Origin of the sequence: Roseicyclus amphidinii, from assembly GCF_030163755.1 — a bacterium.
GTDB classification, from domain to species: Bacteria; Pseudomonadota; Alphaproteobacteria; order Rhodobacterales; family Rhodobacteraceae; genus Roseicyclus; species Roseicyclus amphidinii.
This window is the reverse complement of record NZ_JASJOE010000036.1, coordinates 20,331-36,771: the sequence shown is the minus strand read 5'-3', so window position 1 is coordinate 36,771 and position 16,441 is coordinate 20,331. Positions and strand designations below refer to the sequence as shown.

General features: G+C 70.0%; 14 protein-coding genes and 1 pseudogene. 5 read left to right on the top strand and 10 right to left on the bottom strand.

What is annotated here, in order from left to right; translation table 11 throughout:
• The 6 genes and pseudogenes from QQK83_RS12630 to QQK83_RS12605 all read right to left on the bottom strand — a co-directional run.
• Nucleotides 1-175 (bottom strand): annotated as a pseudogene (locus QQK83_RS12630) (1-phosphofructokinase family hexose kinase); the annotation flags it as partial.
• A 45-nt stretch (nt 176-220) separates the two neighbouring features.
• A complete protein-coding gene (locus QQK83_RS12625) occupies nt 221-2,629 on the bottom strand; it encodes a YbcC family protein (protein ID WP_284264743.1) in 2,409 nt (802 codons plus the stop codon).
• A 15-nt stretch (nt 2,630-2,644) separates the two neighbouring features.
• Nucleotides 2,645-4,189: a proton-conducting transporter transmembrane domain-containing protein gene (locus QQK83_RS12620; protein ID WP_284264741.1), complete on the bottom strand. Its 1,545-nt coding sequence runs from the start codon at nt 4,187-4,189 to the stop codon at nt 2,645-2,647.
• Nucleotides 4,190-4,334: 145 nt separating this feature from the next.
• The gene (locus tag QQK83_RS12615; protein WP_284264740.1) at nt 4,335-4,715 is read right to left on the bottom strand and encodes a DUF3307 domain-containing protein; all 381 of its coding nucleotides are present in this window, start codon (nt 4,713-4,715) and stop codon (nt 4,335-4,337) included.
• 204 nt (nt 4,716-4,919) lie between these two features.
• The gene (locus QQK83_RS12610) at nt 4,920-5,780 is read right to left on the bottom strand and encodes a FecR family protein (protein ID WP_284264738.1); all 861 of its coding nucleotides are present in this window, start codon (nt 5,778-5,780) and stop codon (nt 4,920-4,922) included.
• Between the two features lie 181 nt (nt 5,781-5,961).
• Nucleotides 5,962-8,109: a CHASE2 domain-containing protein gene (locus QQK83_RS12605; protein ID WP_284264736.1), complete on the bottom strand. Its 2,148-nt coding sequence runs from the start codon at nt 8,107-8,109 to the stop codon at nt 5,962-5,964.
• A 323-nt stretch (nt 8,110-8,432) separates the two neighbouring features.
• Here QQK83_RS12605 and acnA point away from each other — a divergent pair, with 323 nt between their 5' ends.
• The gene (gene acnA / locus QQK83_RS12600; RefSeq protein WP_284264734.1) at nt 8,433-11,192 is read left to right on the top strand and encodes an aconitate hydratase AcnA; all 2,760 of its coding nucleotides are present in this window, start codon (nt 8,433-8,435) and stop codon (nt 11,190-11,192) included.
• A 103-nt stretch (nt 11,193-11,295) separates the two neighbouring features.
• Here the strand turns inward: acnA and QQK83_RS12595 are convergent, their stop codons facing one another.
• Nucleotides 11,296-11,964 (bottom strand): fused DSP-PTPase phosphatase/NAD kinase-like protein, encoded by a 669-nt coding sequence (locus QQK83_RS12595; protein ID WP_284264732.1) that lies wholly within the window; start codon nt 11,962-11,964, stop codon nt 11,296-11,298.
• Between the two features lie 149 nt (nt 11,965-12,113).
• Between QQK83_RS12595 and QQK83_RS12590 the strand changes: the two genes are divergently transcribed.
• Both QQK83_RS12590 and QQK83_RS12585 read left to right on the top strand, forming a co-directional pair.
• On the top strand, nt 12,114-12,566 hold the full coding sequence (locus QQK83_RS12590; RefSeq protein ID WP_417750351.1) for a methyltransferase family protein: 453 nt from the start codon (nt 12,114-12,116) through the stop codon (nt 12,564-12,566).
• A 97-nt stretch (nt 12,567-12,663) separates the two neighbouring features.
• Nucleotides 12,664-13,371: a DUF1223 domain-containing protein gene (locus QQK83_RS12585; protein ID WP_349816230.1), complete on the top strand. Its 708-nt coding sequence runs from the start codon at nt 12,664-12,666 to the stop codon at nt 13,369-13,371.
• Here QQK83_RS12585 and QQK83_RS12580 read toward each other — a convergent pair whose 3' ends face one another.
• The 3 genes from QQK83_RS12580 to QQK83_RS12570 are packed head-to-tail and all read right to left on the bottom strand — an operon-like array spanning nt 13,372 to nt 15,630.
• The gene (locus QQK83_RS12580; RefSeq protein ID WP_284264728.1) at nt 13,372-14,268 is read right to left on the bottom strand and encodes a lysophospholipid acyltransferase family protein; all 897 of its coding nucleotides are present in this window, start codon (nt 14,266-14,268) and stop codon (nt 13,372-13,374) included.
• Between the two features lie 41 nt (nt 14,269-14,309).
• Nucleotides 14,310-15,185: a DMT family transporter gene (locus tag QQK83_RS12575; protein WP_284264726.1), complete on the bottom strand. Its 876-nt coding sequence runs from the start codon at nt 15,183-15,185 to the stop codon at nt 14,310-14,312.
• Between the two features lie 13 nt (nt 15,186-15,198).
• The gene (locus QQK83_RS12570) at nt 15,199-15,630 is read right to left on the bottom strand and encodes a protein tyrosine phosphatase family protein (protein WP_284264724.1); all 432 of its coding nucleotides are present in this window, start codon (nt 15,628-15,630) and stop codon (nt 15,199-15,201) included.
• 192 nt (nt 15,631-15,822) lie between these two features.
• Between QQK83_RS12570 and QQK83_RS12565 the strand changes: the two genes are divergently transcribed.
• Both QQK83_RS12565 and QQK83_RS12560 read left to right on the top strand, forming a co-directional pair.
• Nucleotides 15,823-16,140 carry a TraR/DksA family transcriptional regulator gene (locus QQK83_RS12565; protein ID WP_284264722.1) on the top strand — a complete coding sequence of 106 codons (318 nt, stop codon included), beginning with the start codon at nt 15,823-15,825 and terminating at the stop codon, nt 16,138-16,140.
• A gap of 36 nt (nt 16,141-16,176) precedes the next feature.
• On the top strand, nt 16,177-16,437 hold the full coding sequence (locus QQK83_RS12560) for a hypothetical protein (RefSeq protein WP_284264720.1): 261 nt from the start codon (nt 16,177-16,179) through the stop codon (nt 16,435-16,437).
• Nucleotides 16,438-16,441 lie beyond the last annotated feature (4 nt).

Below are 16,441 nucleotides of genomic sequence, written 5' to 3'. Positions count from 1 at the left end.
CCACCAGCGCCACGGCCGTGCCGCCCAGCTGCACCACCGCGCGCGCGACGTTGAGACCGCCGCCGCCCGGATCGCGGCTCGGCTCGGCGCAGCGCAGCTTTTCGCCGGGCAGCAGCTGCGGCGTCGTCGTCTCGAGGTCGAGCGCGGGGTTGAGCGTGACGGTCAGGATGGCCATGGGCCGAGTTACTCAGGTTTCGCAGTGCCGCTCAAGCCCCGGCGCTCATCCCGCCTTGCGCAGCGCCACGGGGGGCTCGGCCCCTTCGGCGGCCTCCCACGTCAGGTCGCCCGCGTAGCGCCAGGCCATCCGCCCCGCCTCGTCCAGCGCGAAGAGATGCAGCCAGCGATTGTCGAACAGCGCCCGCACGCCCGCGTGCCGGCGCAGGATGTCGGTCATCGCCTCGCGCGGGGCCTCGATACAGACCGAAAGGCGCAGCGGCTCATGGGCGTAGCCCTCGCCGTCATGCACCGACTGCCACGGCAGGCCCGCGCGCAGAAGCCCGCCATTCCCCTCGACCACGCCGATCCCGCCGGTGACGTTATGAATCAGCTTGTTGCCGCCCCCGAAGACCGAGGGCGCGACGGTCGAGCCGTAGTATTGCAGGCTGATCCAGCTGGCGACGACAACAGGCGCGGTCAGGATCAGTTCCAGCACGCCGAAGCCCTGATCCGCCCGCCAGTCGTAATTGTGCAGGAAGGCCCGGCCCTGAAGGCTGCGGCCCGCCGTCCGCCCGCGCGGGGCGGCGATGAAGGCCTTGCAGCCCGCCAGCGCCCATTCGGGGCGCACCTCGGCCCAGTCGCGCGACCGCTGTTCGATCTCGTCCGCGCCCCCCGCGCGCGGCAGGCGCAGCGCCCGCTCGGCCCGCGTGATGCGGCCCGCGTCGGCCAGCCAGCGCTTGAGCTGCGACAGGTCCGCGGCATGGGCGGAGGTGTCCACATCCGCCTCGTAGAGCTTCACGCCGTCCGTCGTCGTGTCATGCAGAGCGGCCACGAAGAGCGTATCCTCGGGCAGCGTGATGCCCCGCGCGGGCAGGCCCGCCCGAACCTCGGGATCGTTCAGCAAAAGCGCCAGCAGCCGCGCGTTCACCTCGCCCGAATAGCCGCCGCAGGCCCCGCAATGCAGCGCCGAGGCATGCGGGTTGTTCACCACGTTCGCCCCATGCCCCGCCAACAGGATCACACGCGCGAAGCCCTCGGTCAGCGACATCGCGCGCAGCACCGTCTCGGCCGCGCCGGTCCGCGCCGCGAGGTCCAGCGCCGGGTCAAGCCGTGGCGCAGGCCCGTCGGGCAGCGCGCGCCCGTCCATCCCCAGCGCGTCGCGCACCAGCTTGCCCGCGTAGACCGGCCCCATCGCCTCGACGAAGGCGAAGGAGGAGACCGCGGCCAGCTTGAACCGCCCCCAGGCCCGCTTGGCCCGCGCCGCGAAGCGCGCCTCGGCATCGTCTTGCGCGTCGCCGGGGCCGCCCGAACAGGTGCCGACAGAGGGGTTCAGCAGCACCGGCAGGCGCAGCTCCTCCACGTCCGAGCCGAAGCCGCGGTGCTTCGTGGCCACCCCGAAGAAGCCCGCGAAGCCCAGCGTCTCGATGCCGGGATCTACGGATTCCAAGGCGCGGCGGAACACCTCCGAGCGCACGTCGATGCAGAAGGCCGCCTGAACCGCGGGCCGACCGTCGCGCGGCGCTGGCGGCTCGGCGGCGAGCAGGGCTGCCAGATCGCGCTGCGCCGCGCGCTCGGCGGCTTCCTGCAGGATCTCGTCGACGATCAGCGCGTTCGAGGCCGCAACCGGTGCAGCATGGGCCGCCCGGGCCCGCGCCCAATCGTCGGCGATCTCGTCCTCGTATTGGCGGTAGAGCGCCTCTTCCCAGGTCAGTCGGATCGCCAGCATCTCGGCCATGACCGGGTCGCTGCCGCCGCCCAGTTCCACCTGCCACAGCCGGTAGCGCGCGAATTGCGCCCAGCCGCCCATGCTCATCAGGAGCTGGTGGAAATAGGTCTCCAGCTCTGCCGCCGTCAGCCCCAGCGTCTCGGCGGCGCGCGCGATCGCGCCCTCCGCCGTTTCGGGCGCGTCGAAGACATGGGCAGCGAAGCCCTTCAGCCCGTGAATCTCCGGCGTCAGGTCATGGGTGGCGACCGCGCGCCACTCGGTCCAGGGCCCGCGCCGACGGGGGGCGGCCCAAAGCGCCTGACCGGCGTCGAAATAGGACCCGGCCCAGCCGCCGATCCGTTCCGCGATCAGCCCCGGCCAGTCGAGCCGCGAGGCATCGGCGGCAAGGTCCGCCACCGTCGGCAACGCCTTGGGCGTGCGCGCGGGGCTTTGTGCGGCCTCCTTCAGCGCGGCAAGGTCGCGGGGGCGCCCCTCGGCGGGGGCGGCCTCGAGCGCGGCTGCCAAATCATCATCCGTGATCCGCCCATCGGCCAGCCGAGCGGCATACCAGTCGCGCGGCATCGTCACCGGCACGCCCGCGACCCGCGCCAACCGCGCGCCCGTGGTGGCCAGCCGTTCGCCCGTCTGGCCGAGATAGGGGTTCACCGCCACCGAGGAGGCCAGCGGCCAGACCGGCGGGATCGCGCGGCCCGCCGCGTCGGCGGCGGTCATCAGAGCTTCGGGCGTCAGGATATCTGTCTTGGTCATCTCTTGTCCCCCAACTCAGATCTTGTGCCGCAGCGCCCAGCCGCCCAGCAGCCGGTCCAGCACCGCGTTGGCGTAAAGCCCGTTCGACAGATGCACCCGCAGTCCCGCCGCCGCCGGGTGATAGGCCCAGAGCGGGAACATCGCCTGCGCGATGGCGACCGCGCCGAAGCTGATCACCGCCAGCACGATCAGCGCCCATTCCAGCGGCCCCGGCGCGGGCGTCGCGGGCAACGTGCCCGACATCAGCCACTCCGACCCGCGCTGCAGCGCGAAATAGGCGGCCGAGGCCGCGACCGACATCAGCGCCGTGCGCCGCGTCAGCGCCGCGGGGGCGGCATCGGCCAGCCCCTGCGCCAGCAGGTAGGCCACGCCGAAGATGAGGATCGCGCCAAGCGCCACGGCCTGCGGCGACTTGCCGTCGAAGCCGAAGCCGAGGCCGACAGCGGCATAGATCGCCAGCGCCGCGACAAAGGCCTTGAGCACCGCCGCGCCGTTCGGGATGGCCACAGGCCCCGGCCTGCGGATCGCGGCCACGCCCTCGACAGCCTGCCCCGCGGCGAGGAAGGCATGCGCCTTGTAGAGCGAATGGGCCAGGATATGCAGCAGCGCCAACGGGAAGAGCGCCAGCCCGCATTGCAGGATCATGAAGCCCATCTGCGCCACGGTGGACCACGCGAGCGAGGTCTTCACCGCCGGTTGCGTCAGCATGACGAGGCCTCCGAACAGTGCCGTGAAGCCCCCGATCATGACCAGAACCGCCAGCACGCCCGGCGCCAGCAGCATCACGTCGGCAAAGCGGATCAACAGGAACCCGCCCGCGTTGATCACGCCTGCGTGCAGCAGCGCCGAGACCGGTGTCGGCGTCTCCATCACCTCGGTCAGCCAGCCGTGCATGGGGAATTGCGCGGATTTCAGCAGCGCCGCCAGCGCGAGAAAGGCCGGTGCCCAGGCCGCGCCCGCGGGGGCCACGCCCTCGCTTGCCGCGGCGAGGATCGCGGCGATCTCGCCGGTGCCATAGCCGATCTGCAGAAGCACCGCCGCCGCGATGAGCGCAAGGTCGCCCAGCCGCGAGGTCACCCATTTCTTCCGCGCCGCCCGGCGCGCGCCCACGCGGTTGCCGTAGAACAGGAGCAGCCGCTGCAGGAAGACGCTCGTCGCCACCCAGGCCAGCACGAAGACCACCAGCGTGCCGGCCGTCACCAGCATCATCACGGCGGCCAGCGTCGCGCAGAGCCAGCCGGTGAAGGCCCCCTGCCGGTCTTCGCCGTCCATGTAGGTGGCCGCGTAGCGCAGCACGACCCAGCCCACGAAGGACACCAGCGCCAGCATCACCGCCGACACCCCGTCGAGCCGCAGCGCGACCGGCCCGACCGCCAATGTCGCAGGCCCCGCGACGAGCAGCGCCAGCCCCGACAGCACCGCAACGGCGAACGCCCCCAGCGCAGCCAGCTCCGCGATGCGCGGCGCGGCACCCGGCCTCCGGCCGGGCGTGGTAAAGGCGAAGGCCATGGCGACCACGATGATCGCGGGCGCGAGAAGGGGCAGGGGGGGCAAGTCCATGACGCGGGGCTCCTGCTGGGGCAAGCGGTATGGCGTCGCCGTAACAGGAGGGTGCGCGGATCAAAAATTCATATTTTGGGGATAACGTTCATGAAAAGCGAACGAAGGGGCCGGGTCTCCGACCGGTCGCGCGGGTTTCGAGCGGTCAGGCCAGCAGGACCGCCGCCAGCGCGATGCCCAGAAGCGTGACCTGGTGAACGAACTGGTCCAGCCCGGTGATGACCCAGTATGCCCAGTCTTTCGGGGTCGCGGTGGACCGCTTGAGGATGGCGTCCTTGGCCCAGTCCATGTGGTAATGGATGACGAACTCTCCCAGCGCGATCAGCAGCACCGCGCCCAGCCCGAGCGGCGCGAAGACCAGGACCAGCACCGTCAGGGCGCTGTGCAGCCCCGAATGGGCAAGGCCGCCGGGATGCGCGTAGCGGCCCTTGTTGCGCACCATCCACGCGCTCTGGAGCACGTAATCCGCAAACAAATGCTTCACCTGCAGGGCTGCGAGGATCAGGAAAAGGGCGGTCATACTCATCTGGACATCTACTCGGTGGTCGGGCGCGCGCGCCGCTGGTCTGTGTCGGCGGTCCTGCGTGGCGGCGGGGCCGACCCGCGGTCGCGCCCCGGATTTGCGCGGGCACGTTCCCGTGCCGCGGCCCTGCGCGCAATCCGTATCGCTGCGACAAAAGCGACCGGCGCACCACGCGAGGGGGGGGCGTGTGCGGCCGCTCCAGCGCATCTACGGCATGACGGCGCTGGCCCCCGCGCCGCCGGTGCCGGTGGTGGCCGAGGTGGAGCCGCCGGTCTCCGGGCTGACCGCGCTGGCCGACGCGCCGCTGCGCCCCGCGCTGCTGCTGGGCGGCTCGGGGTCGGGATCGTTGCGCTCGGGCGCACGCTGCGGGGTCACCGAGGCCTCGTCCTCGAGAACGCGGTAGCGGTTGCAGCTGCCGTCCTCCACCCGGAACTCGGGGCGCAGCGGCCTCTGGCGGCCGATGAGGGGGAAGGCCCCCGCGATCAGCTCGGCCGCATCGCGGCCCGTGACGCCGCGGATCCGGTTCTGGCCCGCGGTCCGCGCCACCGCGCACGGACCGCGCACGATGAAACACCGCTGGTTGCGCGCGCACATCTCGACTTCGCCGGTAAACAGCGCCAGCGCCGTGTCGCGGCCCGCGACCGCGATGTCGAAGGCGGTGCCGCGGATGCCCAGCGTCGCCGTGGGGGTCGTGATGTCATAGACATCGGGGTCGCTGCCGCCCGACAGGAAGCGGAAGCCGCCCGCGACGGCGTTCACGGCAAAGCGGCTGGCCCGGTTGCCGCCGCCGATCAGGACCGAGGTGATCTCGAGCCGCGAGCGCGGACCGACCACCATGTTGGTTCCATCGTCGAAGGTCAGCTGCACGAGCCCGGTGTCGGCGGTCTCGATCACGCTGCCTTCCTCGATCCGGGCACCGGTCGACAGTCGGCTCCGGTTGCCCCCGAAACTGACCTGCGCGCTGCCGTCCACCTCGACGGCGGTGGCAATGGGGGCGGCGGCGGCCGGGCCCGGCCAGAACAGGCCGATCAGGCATGTCGAAATCGCGTAAAGGAAAATCTGTCTCATCTGCGCCTCTTTCCAGACCGGGGCGGTTTTGATGCGGCCATTCCCGGCGCCGCAGGATACGGGGAATGCGTCGGTGAAACTGGCCGGGACCGTCGAACGGCGACGTGCCGATGTCCCTGACTTTAGATGATAACAACAATCAAAAGTGTTGTCTGCCCATAGTTTGCAAATGGCAGGGCGGTCATGCCTCCGTCGTGTCGGGCAGGAGGTCGTCGCGGCGCGCGGGCAGGCGCGCGTAGACCTGCGCGAGCGGCGCGTCGATCCGGGCGGCCAGTCTGGTGCAGCTTTGCAACGGCGCAGTCGGATCGGCGGCGGGGTCGCACAGCGCCTGCAGGAGGGCGCCATGGGCCTCCTGCAGGCGGCGGAAGCCGTCGGAGCGTGCCACCCCTTCATCGCCGACAAGCACATGGACCGGCGTGCGCCCGCCCACGCCCTTGAGGGCGAGCGCCCCCGCCTCGAGCCATGCGAGGCCGGGTGCCGCGGCCCGCACCGCCCCGGAGGCGAGCAGATCGGCGCCGACGTGTTTCGCGCTGCCTTCGATCCGCGCCGCGAGGTTGACCGTGTCCCCGATCGCCGAATAGCTGAACCTCTGTTCCGATCCGAAATTCCCGACCGAGGCCGGTCCGGTATGCAGCCCGACGCCGATGCGGATCGGCGCAGCGCCGGAGCGCGCGTTGAACGCCGCAAGCGCGCGCCGCATGGCAAGCGCGGCCATCGCCGCGCGCATCGCGTGGGTCTCGACCGGCAGGGGCGCGTTCCAGAAGGCCATGACGCTGTCGCCGATGAACTTGTCGATCGTGCCCTCTTCGCGCAGGATCTCGGCCGACAGATCGGTGAACAGACCGTTGAGCAGCGGCACGAGCCGTTCCACCGGCGTCTCGCGGCTCAGGACGGTGAAGTCGCGGATGTCCGAGAACAGGACCGTGACCTCGCGCAGCTCGCCGCCGAGGGCGATGTTGTAGTCGCTGCGCTCCATCTCCGACAGCACCGATGGGGCGAGATACTGCGCAAAGGACGCGCGCAGCCGGCGCTTGTCGCGGTCGGTGAAGACGAAGCGCCAGGCCACGAGCAGCGCGAAATTCACCGCGCCGCCGATCACCGGGAAGCTCGCGTCGACCAGGAGCCCCGCCTCGCGGAAGGCGAACCAGCTGGCGGCCACCGTGCCGAGCGCGGCCAGCCCGCCGCCCGCCAGCGCGAGGATCGGCCGGGTCCGGGCCAGCATGACCGTGGTCACGAGCCCGAGGATCACCAGCGCCACGATCTCCAGCCCCGCGATCAGGTCGTTGCGCACGAGGTAGTCGTCGGTCAGGATCTGCTCGATGATCTGGGCGTGGATCGACACGCCCGGCACGACCTCGCCTAGGGCGCTGGTGCGCAGATCGAACAGGCCCGCCGCCGAAGTGCCGACCAGCACGATCTGCCCCTCGATCTTGGGCCTGAGCCGGTCGGGGTCATCGCCCAGCACATCGGCGGCCGAGACGTAGAGCCGTGGATCGTCCGGCCGGTAGCGCACCCAGATCTCGCCCGCGGGCGTGAGCGGGATGTCGTAGCCGCCCATCTGCAGGCGCGAGGGGGCCGCCTCGACCTCTTCCAGCCCGCGCAGGATCAGCGTGGTTTCCCCCAGTGCGACGCGCAGCGCCTCGAGCCCGAGCGAGGCGATCACCCCGTCCCCGGCCGACCACAGCAGCGGCACCCGCCGCACGCGGCCCGGATCCGACAGTGGCGAGACGTTGATGCCGCCGATGCCGGTGGCGGCCTCGGCCAGCGGCGGCAGGATCGGCGTGGTGCGGGTGAGCGGGAACAGGCCCGCGGCCGGGTCCGCGCCGAGCTGCACGAGGCCCGCGCGCAGGTGATCCGCGCCAGCGCCTGCGCCCTCGCGCGCCAGCGACAGGCCCAGCACCACCGGTGCGCGGGCCAGTGCCGCGGCAAAGGCCAGGTCGGTGTCGAGACGTTCCAGCGCCGCGGCCTCCACCCCGTCCCCCAGCGCCGCGGCGATGCGCGGTCGGCGCAGCAGCTCGGCCGGGGAATAGCGGTCCGGCTCGGCGAAGAGCACGTCATAGGCGATGACCGCCGCGCCCAGCCCGGCGACCCGGTCGGTCATCTCGGCCAGCGTGTCGCGCGGCCAGGGCCATTGGCCCACCTCGGCCAGGGCGCGCTCGTCGATATCGACCACCCGGACCGGCAGGTCGCGGTAGGGCCGCGGCGCGAGCGTCTGGAGAAAGTCGAAATAGCCCGCGCGCAGGCTGTGGACCGGCCCCGGATCGAGGCTGCGCAGCCCCACCAGAAGCAGGAGCAGGGTCAGGCCGAGAAACAGGATGGATCGCTGCAAGGGTGCCTTCCATCGGTCGCCGCGAAAGGGGGAGGGGTCGCGGCGAAGTTGGATTTGTGTCAATAGTTGGCTGACGGTATCGGTGTGGCGCGCCACGGGTCAACCGATTGCCGCGGGACAAGGGGAAGCGCGATCAAGCGCGGCAGCGGTCGGGGCGTGACCGGCGGCCGAGAAATCCCTTTGCCCTGCGTCGGCATTTCCGGTATGCAACGGCATACATTAGTGTCGCACCCCTCGGCTTTGCCCTTGATCGAAAGGCGCGCCGGTGGCATCCGGCACAGCGAGATGACGACCCCCACATGATCGGATGAAGGGAGGCTTCCATGCCCATTACCGTCGGCCACGATACCGCCAAGACGCGCAAGACGCTCACGGTCGGTGACCAGAGCTACGCCTATTACTCCATCGCCGCCGCCGAGGCCGCGGGGCTTGGCGATTTCTCGAAGCTGCCCGCCGCCCTCAAGGTGGTGCTGGAGAACATGCTGCGCTTCGAGGATGGCAAGACGGTCAGCGTCGATGACATCAAGGCGTTCTCCGAATGGGCCGTGCAGGGCGGCAAGAACCCGCGCGAGATCGCCTATCGGCCTGCGCGCGTGCTGATGCAGGATTTCACCGGCGTTCCGGCGGTGGTGGACCTTGCCGCGATGCGCGACGGGATCAAGGCGCTGGGCGGCGACCCGCAGAAGATCAACCCGCTGAACCCGGTGGACCTTGTCATCGACCACTCGGTGATGATCGACGAGTTCGGCAACCCGCGCGCCTTCCAGATGAACGTGGACCGCGAATACGAGCGGAACATGGAGCGGTATACCTTCCTCAAGTGGGGGCAGACCGCGTTCGACAATTTCCGCGTGGTGCCGCCCGGAACGGGCATCTGCCACCAGGTGAACCTTGAATACCTGTCCAAGACCGTGTGGTTCGACAAGGACCAGTCGGGCGAGGTGGTCGCATACCCCGACACGCTGGTGGGCACCGACAGCCACACAACGATGGTCAACGGCGCGGCCGTTCTGGGCTGGGGCGTCGGCGGGATCGAGGCCGAGGCCGCGATGCTGGGGCAGCCGATCTCGATGCTGATCCCCGAGGTCGTGGGCTTCGAGCTGACCGGCTCGATGATGGAAGGGACGACCGGCACGGACCTCGTGCTGAAGGTCGTGGAGATGCTGCGCAAGAAGGGCGTGGTGGGCAAGTTCGTGGAGTTCTACGGCGAGGGTCTTGACCGTCTGCCGCTGGCCGACCGCGCGACCATCGCCAACATGGCGCCGGAATACGGGGCCACCTGCGGCTTCTTCCCCATCGACGGCGAGACGATCCGCTACCTGCGCAACACCGGCCGCCCCGAAGAGGTCATCGCGCTGGTCGAGGCCTATGCCAAGGAGAACGGCTTCTGGCGCGGTGCGGATTATGCGCCGGTCTACACCGACACGCTGACGCTCGACATGGGCACCATCGTGCCTGCCATCTCGGGGCCGAAGCGGCCGCAGGATTACGTCGCGCTCGACCGCGCGTCGGAGGCGTTCTTCAAGACCGTGTCGGATTTCCGCGGCGAGGACGAGACGCAGCCGGCCACCGACATGGCCGCCGAGGGGCCTGCGCCCGACGCGATGATCGATCCGCGCAAGACGGCAGCTGTCGAGGGCGAAGACTATTCCCTGCGTGACGGCTCGGTCGTGATCGCCTCGATCACCTCCTGCACCAACACGTCGAACCCCTACGTGATGATCGGCGCGGGCCTTGTGGCGCGGAAAGCGCGCGCGCTGGGGCTGACGCGGAAGCCCTGGGTCAAGACCTCGCTCGCGCCCGGCTCGCAGGTCGTCTCGGCCTATCTCGAGGCCGCGAACCTGCAGGAAGACCTCGATGCCGTGGGCTTCAACCTGGTGGGCTATGGCTGCACCACCTGCATCGGGAACTCGGGCCCGCTGCAGCCCGAGATCTCCAAGGCGATCAACGAGAACGACCTGATCGCCACCTCGGTCCTGTCGGGCAACCGCAACTTCGAGGGCCGGATTTCGCCCGACGTGCGCGCCAACTACCTGGCCTCTCCGCCGCTGGTGGTGGTCTATGCGCTGGCCGGTGACATGAACATCAATGTCGCCACCGACCCGATCGCGCAGACGCCGGACGGCAAGGATGTCTACCTCAAGGACATCTGGCCGACCTCTCAGGAGGTGGCCGAGCTGGTCGAGCAGACCGTCACCCGCGAGGCGTTCCAGACCAAGTATGCCGATGTCTTCAAGGGCGACGAGAAGTGGCAGGGCGTCGAGGTTCCGCAGCAGGAAACCTACGACTGGCCCGCGACCTCGACCTACATCCAGAACCCGCCCTATTTCCAGGGCATGGGCGCGGAGCCGGGGACGATCTCGAACATCGAGGGGGCCAAGGTGCTGGCGATCCTCGGCGACATGATCACGACCGACCACATCAGCCCGGCGGGCTCGTTCAAAGACACGACCCCCGCGGGCCGTTACCTGACCGAGCGGCAGGTTCCGGTGCGCGAGTTCAACTCCTACGGGTCGCGCCGCGGCAACCACGAGATCATGATGCGCGGCACATTCGCCAACATCCGGATCAAGAACGAGATGCTGGACGGGGTCGAGGGGGGCTACACCCTCGGGCCGGATGGCGCGCAGACCTCGATCTTCGAGGCGGCGATGGCCTACCAGGAGGCGGGCGTGCCGCTGGTGATCTTCGGCGGCGAGCAGTATGGCGCGGGCTCTTCGCGTGACTGGGCGGCCAAGGGCACGGCGCTTCTGGGCGTCAAGGCCGTGATCGCGGAAAGCTTCGAGCGCATCCACCGCTCGAACCTGGTCGGCATGGGGGTCATCCCCTTCGAGTTCACCGGGGGCGACACGCGGAAATCGCTGGGTCTGAAGGGCGACGAGACGGTCGATATCCACGGGCTCGACGCGGTGACGCCGCTGATGGAGACGACGGCGACGATCACCTATGGCGACGGGACGACGAAGGACATCACGCTGAAGTGCCGGATCGATACCGCCATCGAGATCGAATACATCGAGCATGGCGGCGTGCTGCACTACGTGCTGCGCGACCTCGCCAAGGCACCTGTCGCGGCCGAGTGATCGCCGCGCGTGATGCGAGACAGGGGGGCGCCTTCGGGCGCCCCTTTTGCGTTGCGCCGCGGTTCGGTGGCGTTCAGGCCAGATCAGGACAGGTCAGGTCAGATCAGGACAGGGCGGCGGGGTCGTAGTGCCGGTCGAGCCATTCCTCGAAGCCGATCCCGGTTTCGGCCTGGGCCGCGGCATAGGCATCGAGGAACTGGTGCAGCGGGCGCGCCTTGCCCCAGCGGATATGACCGTAGCGCCAGCTGAAGGCGCGGCGCGCCTCGGCCAGCGGTTGGCCCTTGATGACATGCAGGTAAAGCGTGACCGCAAGCGCGGTGCGGTCCGCCCCGGATTTGCAGTGCAGGAAGACGGGCTTGGGCACCTCGCGCAGGAGCGTCAGCAGGTCTTGCAGCACCTCGCGCCGGGGCAGGGCGGTGGCGCGCATCCCAAGGTGCAGAAGCGGCAGGTCCAGCTCGGCGCAGAGCGCCCTCTCGGTCGCGTTCGAGACCGTGTCATGCCCGCCGCGCAGGTTGAGGATCGTGGCGATCCCCTGCGCCTTGAGCCGCTTCAACTGCCCGCGGCCCGGATGGCCGCCGCGCCAGACATCGGCGTCGACGCGGTAGGTGTTGGGCAGCACGACCCGCACGCTGGCATGATCGCGCATCCAGTATTGCCAGAACCTGTGGAACGGGGGGAAGTCCCCGATGGGCGTGAGCGGGTCCGCGGGAACGGCGCTGTGGCGCGTGGGCAGGGCGCGCGGCGCCGCATCATGCTGTGGGTCAACCGCCATGGGGTGCCTGTCCGATCCTGTTTCCGTGTCCTTGCCCGAGGCGGGGCTAGCATGTGGTCCTGTCGCGGGGCAAGCGGCGAGCGGTTGCCGTGGCCTCCGGCGCGCACTAGCGTGGCCTCGGGGGCGCGATGCGCGAGGGAGGTGCCTTTGTGTTGAAGGGGTTTCCGGACCTGCCGCCGGTCTGGCTTGTGCTGGGCCTCGGGCTGGCGTGGGTCCTTGCGGGCTGGATGCCGCTGGTGCGGCTGTTCGGGCCGCTGTGGCAGGGGCTTGGCCTTGTGCTGGCGCTGGCGGGGGTCGCGCTGATCCTGTGGGCGGCGCTGTGGTTCCGGCGCAAGCGGACCACGATCGAGCCGCATCACGACCCGCACGCCCTGATCGTCGAGGGGCCCTATCGTTTCAGCCGCAACCCGATCTACCTGGGCATGCTGGCGATCCTGTCGGGCGCGGTGATCTGGCATGGCGCGTTGAGCGGCGCGGCGCTGCCCGTGGCCTTTGCCGCCATCCTCGAGCGGCGCTTCATCCTGCCCGAGGAGGCGGCGCTGCGCCGTGCCTTCGGGGCGGAGGCCGCGCGCTATCTGGAAAACACGCGGCGATGGCTGTAACGCGGTCTCGCAAAGGCTTGATTGGCGCGGGCGGCTTCGGCGGCCTAGCTATGGCGGGCACGAAGACCAGAGGACGGGATTGAACATGCCGGGGAGATTGGCACGGTTCGGGGGCGCGCTTTTGCTGGCCTTCATGGCGGGCGGGGTGTCTGCCGACGAGGCACATGGGCCGGTGGTGGTCGAGCTGTTCACTTCGCAGGGCTGCACGGCCTGTCCGCCGGCCGATGCGCTGCTGGGCGAACTGGCGCGGCACGAGGACGTGATCGCCTTGGCGCTGCACGTCGATTACTGGGATTACATCGGCTGGGAGGATGTCTTTGCACGGCCTGAATTCACCCAGCGCCAGCACGCCTATGGCCATGCCGCGGGCTCGACCGTGGTCTACACGCCGCAGATGATCGTCGGCGGCACCGAGCGCGTGGTGGGCGTTCGGCCGATGGCGGTGGCCGAGCTGGTGCAGGCGCATCGCGCCGCGGCCGATGCGGTGGCCCTCAGCGTCGAGCGGCGGGGCGGCGAATACCGGGTCGAGGCGGTGGCGCAGATGCCGCCCCCGCGCCCGGCGATGCTGGTGCAGGTGGTCAGCTACATGCCCCACGCCGAGGTGCAGATCGAGCGCGGCGAGCGCGCGGGCTCGGTGGGCGAGCATTACAACGTCGTCACTTCCTGGCAGGTGGTGGGCGAATGGGACGGGGCGGCACCCTTCAGCTTCGCTCTGGTGCCGCGCTCTGACCAGCCCCACGCGGTGATCGTGCAGGAGGTCGGGCCGGGCGCGATCCTGGGGGCCGCCCGGATCGACGCGCGCTGATCAGTCGGCCTGTTGGCGGCGCTGCCCGCCGGCGGATTTCCAGCGGCGATGCACCCAGAGCCATTGCTCGGGACACGCCCTGACCCGCGCGGCAAGGCTGTCGTTCAGCGCCTGTGTCATCGTTTCGGGATCGGTGTGCGGCAGGGGGGCCTCGAGGTGGATGTCGAAATCCAGCCCGTTGGCCAGCCGCTCGCCATAGACCGGCACGAGCAGGGCGTCGTATTTCAGTGCCATCTCGGCGGCCGAGAGCGCGGTGCGCGCGGGCTGTCCCATGAAATCCAGGTCCGCCCCGTCGCTGAAATACTGGTCGATCAGCAGCGCCCCCTGTCCGCCGTCGCGCAGGTTCTTGACGAAGGCGGCCAGCCCGCGCCGGTCGCGCGAAAAGGCGGTGCCGCCCACGGCCTCGATCGAGGCGGCGTAATGGGCGTTGGAATAGGGGTTGTTGAAGGGCCGCCACAGCCCGCCCACCGCGTAGCCGCGCAGGTTCAGCGCGGCGCGGATCGCCTGGTGGTTGCCGAAATGCCCCGACACGAACAGGATCGGGCGGCCTGCCGCGCGGGCCTCTTCGCAGGCGGCGAAGCCGGGGCCGTGGGGCTGCCAGCGGGCGGCGCGGGCGAGTTGCTCGCGCGGCGAGTAGTTCTCGATGGCGGTGCGGCCGAAATTGTCGAGCACGGCGCGCGCGATCTCGCGGCGGCGGGCGGCGGGCATGTCGGGGAAGATCAGTTCCAGGTTCTCTTCGGCCCGCGCGCGATAGCCGTTGGCGGCCCCAAGCCCGCGCATGATCGCGCCCATCAGCGACAGCCGCGCGCCGTAGGGCAGGCGGCGCGCGCTCCACAACAGCGCCCGCACGGTTCGGTCGACCGTCCAGTCCAGCCATACGATGCGGCTCTGCGTCATCTCCTCCCCCGGCGTCGGTGCAGCGGCCTGCTGCAGGGCGGTCAGGGCGCTGCCGCCGCCCGCAGGCGGGTTTCGCGGTGCCAGACATAAACCCCGGCCCCCACGATCACAAGCGCACCCAGAAGCGTCCAGCCGTCCGGCACCTCGCCGAAGGCGATCAGCCCCCAGAGCGTCGCAAAGACCACGCCCGCATAGCCGAAGGGTGCGACCGCGCCAGCCTCGGCCACGGTGAGCGAGCGGATCAGCAGGAACTGCCCCGCCGCCCCCACGGCTCCCAGCGCAAGAAAGACCGCGGCATCGCCGGGTCCGGGCGCGGTCCAGACCGGCACGGTGAGCAGGCTGGCGGCGATGGTGCCGATGATGGCGGTATAGAGGAACGAGGTCAGGATCGGCTCATCCCGGCCCAGAAATCGCGTGGTCAGCGCGTAGGAGGCGTAGAAGACGCCAGCCAGAAGCGGCAGGAGCGCGGTGAGGGTGAAGATGTCGGACCCCGGCCGGATCACGATCAGCGCGCCTGAAAGCGCGGCCGCGATGGCCGCGATGCGCCGCGGACCCAGGGGCTCGCGCAGCAAGAGCGCCGCCCCGAGCGTCAGAAGCACGGGGTGAACCTGCATCACCGCGGTGGCGGCGGCGATGTCCATCCGCGAGATCGCGGTGAAAAAGCAAAAGGTCGCCGCGAAGAGAAAGGCCGAGCGCAACAGTTGCAGGCCCAGCCGCCGGGTGCGCAGAAGCGGGCCGATCCGGGGCGCAAGCAGGACCGACACCACCAGCATCATCCCCGCGTAGCGCGCCCAGACCACCTGCATCGGCTCGTAGCGCGCCATCAGCATCTTGGCCGTGGCATCCATCGAGGAGAACAGGAAGATGGCGCAGATCATCATGACGATGCCCTGCGCGGTGGGGGAAAAGCGGCTCACATGCGTCGCCCGGTCAGCTCTTCTGGGCTGCCAGCGCCTCGATCTGCGGGCGAAGCCATTCCAGCTGGTAGCCCCATGTTTCGCCCAGCGAGATGATCTCGTCCGTCGGGCGCTGCCCGGCCTGGCCGAGCGCCCAGACGATCGTCGAGCGGTTGCCCGAGGCGCAATAGGCGAAGACGGCGCCGTCGGCCCCCTCGATCGCGTCGGCCTGTTCCTCGACATTGTCGAGCGTCAGCTGCCCGCCCACGACGGGGTTGTAGACGAAGCTCAGGCCCGCGGCCTCGGCGGCGGCCTGCATCGCGGCGGCCTGCAGGGGGGGCGGGTTCTCGGCGTCGGGGCGGTTGCAGATCACGGTGGTGATGCCTTGTTCGGCAAGGGCGGCCATGTCGCCCGGCTCGATCTGGGGGGCGACGGCATAGGTCTCGGTGATCTGGCGCAGGTCCATGGTGCTGGCTCCTTGTGGCGGCTTTGCGCCGCACCATGCCGCAACCGGCGGGCGAGGGAAAGATGGCGTTGATGCAAATCAAGGTTGCCGCGCGTGCAAGGGCATAGCCTTGGGATCAGGCCGCGCGATGTCACGCCCGCGCGGGCCTGAACAGACCGAACCGACCGAACCGACCGGACCAAGGAGACCGACATGCCCGATCTGGCCCTGCGACGTGCACAGCTCGAGGACCGGCTGCGCTTTCTGGACCTGCGGCTGCGCGAACTGGATGCCGAACTGGACAGCCACCAGTCGAAGGATTGGGAGGAATTGGCCACCGAACGCGAGGGCGACGAGACGCTCGAGCAGCTCGGCCAGCGGGGACAGTCGGAAATGGCGCAGATCCGCGCGGCGCTGTCGCGGATGGACGCGGGCGACTACGGGATCTGTGTCACCTGTGGGGCCGAGATTTCGGAGGAGCGTCTTGACCTGCTTCCGTTCACGCCGTTCTGCCGGGACTGTGCCCGGTAGGTTTGTCACCCGACCTCCCCGAAAGGAGGTGTGCCCGTGTCCGAGTCGTATCGAAACGCCGACCTCACCCGCCTGATCGAGGCGCTTGTCGTCACGCCGAAGGCCGGGCAGGCCGTGGCCCGCGCCCTGATCGAAAAGGGCGAAGACCGCGCCACCCGGCAGCTTGTCGCCGAGATGCGCGCGCGCCGGGCCGAAACGGCGCGCCAGCGCGAGATGGACCGGGCCGATGCGGGCCGGATGCAGGGGGCAGAGAGTGACGCCGCGCCGTCGCGCTCTCCCTGGGCGCAGTCGCAGTAGCCTT